Origin of the sequence: Xanthomonas floridensis, assembly GCF_001642575.1 — a bacterium.
GTDB classification, from domain to species: domain Bacteria; phylum Pseudomonadota; class Gammaproteobacteria; order Xanthomonadales; family Xanthomonadaceae; genus Xanthomonas; species Xanthomonas floridensis.
In genome coordinates this window covers 2,501-5,766 of record NZ_LXNG01000038.1, presented here as the reverse complement: position 1 = coordinate 5,766, position 3,266 = coordinate 2,501, and the positions used below count along the sequence as shown (strand labels likewise).

The 3,266-nt window shown below is 53.7% G+C and carries 2 rRNA genes; both read right to left on the bottom strand.

Going from position 1 to position 3,266, the window contains the following annotated elements:
* Positions 1-142 precede the first annotated feature (142 nt).
* A 5S ribosomal RNA gene (gene rrf / locus A7D17_RS18025) occupies positions 143-257 on the bottom strand.
* A gap of 127 nt (positions 258-384) precedes the next feature.
* Positions 385-3,265 (bottom strand): 23S ribosomal RNA (locus tag A7D17_RS18020).
* Position 3,266 lies beyond the last annotated feature (1 nt).

Genomic DNA, 3,266 nt, shown 5'->3' with positions numbered 1-3,266 from the left:
TGTGCCGGTGCGTTCCCGGCCGTCCTCACAGTGTTCCGCGCCTCCTGCCAAGCCACCCACTGACGGCGGACAGTGCGAAGGGCTTAAATCGGAGACAAAAACAAACCCCCAGTCCTGTCGGACTGAGGGTTTGGGGTAAAGCCCCTGGCGATGACCTACTCTCGCATGGCTTGAGCCACACTACCATCGGCGCAGCTGCGTTTCACTTCCGAGTTCGGGATGGGATCGGGTGGTTCCACAGCGCTAATTTCACCAGGGAGACGGTTGGAGCGTCGCCATCCAAGAAACGGATTAAGGCGCCCAGTCTCGCATAGTTAACTTGTGACGTAGCTTGCGTTTGGTGATCTACCAACGTTCGTTGGGACCAAGGCAACTTGAGGTTATATGGTCAAGCCGCACGGATCATTAGTATCAGTTAGCTCAATACATTGCTGTACTTACACACCTGACCTATCAACCACATAGTCTATATGGTTCCTTTAGGGGGCTTGTGCCCCGGGAAGTCTCATCTTGAGGCGCGCTTCCCGCTTAGATGCTTTCAGCGGTTATCGCTTCCGAACATAGCTACCCGGCAATGCCACTGGCGTGACAACCGGAACACCAGAGGTTCGTCCACTCCGGTCCTCTCGTACTAGGAGCAGCCCCTCTCAAACTTCCAACGCCCATGGCAGATAGGGACCGAACTGTCTCACGACGTTCTGAACCCAGCTCGCGTACCACTTTAAATGGCGAACAGCCATACCCTTGGGACCGACTACAGCCCCAGGATGTGATGAGCCGACATCGAGGTGCCAAACACCGCCGTCGATATGAACTCTTGGGCGGTATCAGCCTGTTATCCCCGGAGTACCTTTTATCCGTTGAGCGATGGCCCTTCCATACAGAACCACCGGATCACTAAGACCTACTTTCGTACCTGCTTGATCCGTCGATCTTGCAGTCAAGCACGCTTATGCCTTTGCACACAGTGCGCGATGTCCGACCGCGCTGAGCGTACCTTCGTGCTCCTCCGTTACTCTTTAGGAGGAGACCGCCCCAGTCAAACTACCCACCATACACGGTCCCTGATCCGGATAACGGATCTAGGTTAGAACGTCAAGCACGACAGGGTGGTATTTCAAGGATGGCTCCACTGCAGCTAGCGCCACAGTTTCATAGCCTCCCACCTATCCTACACAGACGAACTCAACGTTCAGTGTAAAGCTATAGTAAAGGTTCACGGGGTCTTTCCGTCTTGCCACGGGAACGCTGCATCTTCACAGCGATTTCAATTTCACTGAGTCTCGGGTGGAGACAGCGCCGCTGTCGTTACGCCATTCGTGCAGGTCGGAACTTACCCGACAAGGAATTTCGCTACCTTAGGACCGTTATAGTTACGGCCGCCGTTTACTGGGGCTTCGATCAAGAGCTTCGCCTTGCGGCTGACCCCATCAATTAACCTTCCAGCACCGGGCAGGCGTCACACCCTATACGTCCACTTTCGTGTTTGCAGAGTGCTGTGTTTTTGATAAACAGTCGCAGCGGCCTGGTTTCTGCGACCCTCTTCAGCTATAGCTCGCATGAGCCACCAAAAAGGGTGCACCTTCTCCCGAAGTTACGGTGCCATGTTGCCTAGTTCCTTCACCCGAGTTCTCTCAAGCGCCTGAGAATTCTCATCCTACCCACCTGTGTCGGTTTACGGTACGGTCTTCGTGAGCTGAAGCTTAGGAGCTTTTCCTGGAAGCGTGGTATCAGTGACTTCGCCATAAAGGCTCGTCTCGGTGCTCGGTCTTAAAGGATCCCGGATTTGCCAAAGATCCAAACCTACCGCCTTTCCCCGGGACAACCAACGCCCGGTACACCTAACCTTCTCCGTCCCTCCATCGCACTCACGCGAGGTGCAGGAATATTAACCTGCTTCCCATCGACTACGGCTTTCGCCCTCGCCTTAGGGACCGACTAACCCTGCGTCGATTAACGTTGCGCAAGGAAACCTTGGGCTTTCGGCGTGCGGGCTTTTCACCCGCATTATCGTTACTCATGTCAGCATTCGCACTTCCGATACCTCCAGCAGACTTCTCAATCCACCTTCGCAGGCTTACGGAACGCTCCTCTACCGCGCATAAAACAAGTTTTATGCACCCCAAGCTTCGGTTCACTGCTTAGCCCCGTTAAATCTTCCGCGCAGACCGACTCGACCAGTGAGCTATTACGCTTTCTTTAAAGGGTGGCTGCTTCTAAGCCAACCTCCTGGCTGTCTATGCCTTTCCACATCGTTTTCCACTTAGCAGTGAATTTGGGACCTTAGCTGTGGGTCTGGGTTGTTTCCCTTTTCACGACGGACGTTAGCACCCGCCGTGTGTCTCCCGGATAGTACGTACTGGTATTCGGAGTTTGCAATGGTTTGGTAAGTCGCGATGACCCCCTAGCCATAACAGTGCTCTACCCCCAGTAGTATTCGTCCGAGGCGCTACCTAAATAGCTTTCGAGGAGAACCAGCTATCTCCGGGTTCGATTAGCTTTTCACTCCTAATCACAGCTCATCCCCGTCTTTTGCAACAGACGTGGGTTCGGGCCTCCAGTACCTGTTACGGCACCTTCACCCTGGCCATGACTAGATCACCCGGTTTCGGGTCTACTGCCCGCGACTATGCGCCCTTATCAGACTCGGTTTCCCTTCGCCTCCCCTATACGGTTAAGCTTGCCACGAACAGTAAGTCGCTGACCCATTATACAAAAGGTACGCAGTCACTCTTGCGAGCTCCTACTGCTTGTACGCACACGGTTTCAGGATCTATTTCACTCCCCTCTCCGGGGTTCTTTTCGCCTTTCCCTCACGGTACTGGTTCACTATCGGTCGGTCAGGAGTATTTAGCCTTGGAGGATGGTCCCCCCATATTCAGACAGGGTTTCACGTGCCCCGCCCTACTCGTCTTCACTGGAGTGGCCCTTTTAAATACAGGGCTATCACCTTCTATGGCCAATCTTTCCAGATTGTTTTTCTAAAGCCATTCCAGCTTAAGGGCTGTTCCCCGTTCGCTCGTCACTACTTAGGGAATCTCGGTTGATTTCTTTTCCTCCGGTTACTTAGATATTTCAGTTCACCGGGTTCGCTTCCAGCAGCTATGAATTCACTGCAGGATACTGCCGAAGCAGTGGGTTTCCCCATTCGGATATTGCCGGATCAAAGCTTGTTGCCAGCTCCCCGACACTTTTCGCAGGCTACCACGTCCTTCATCGCCTCTGACCGCCTAGGCATCCACCGTGTGCGCTTATTCGCTTGACCA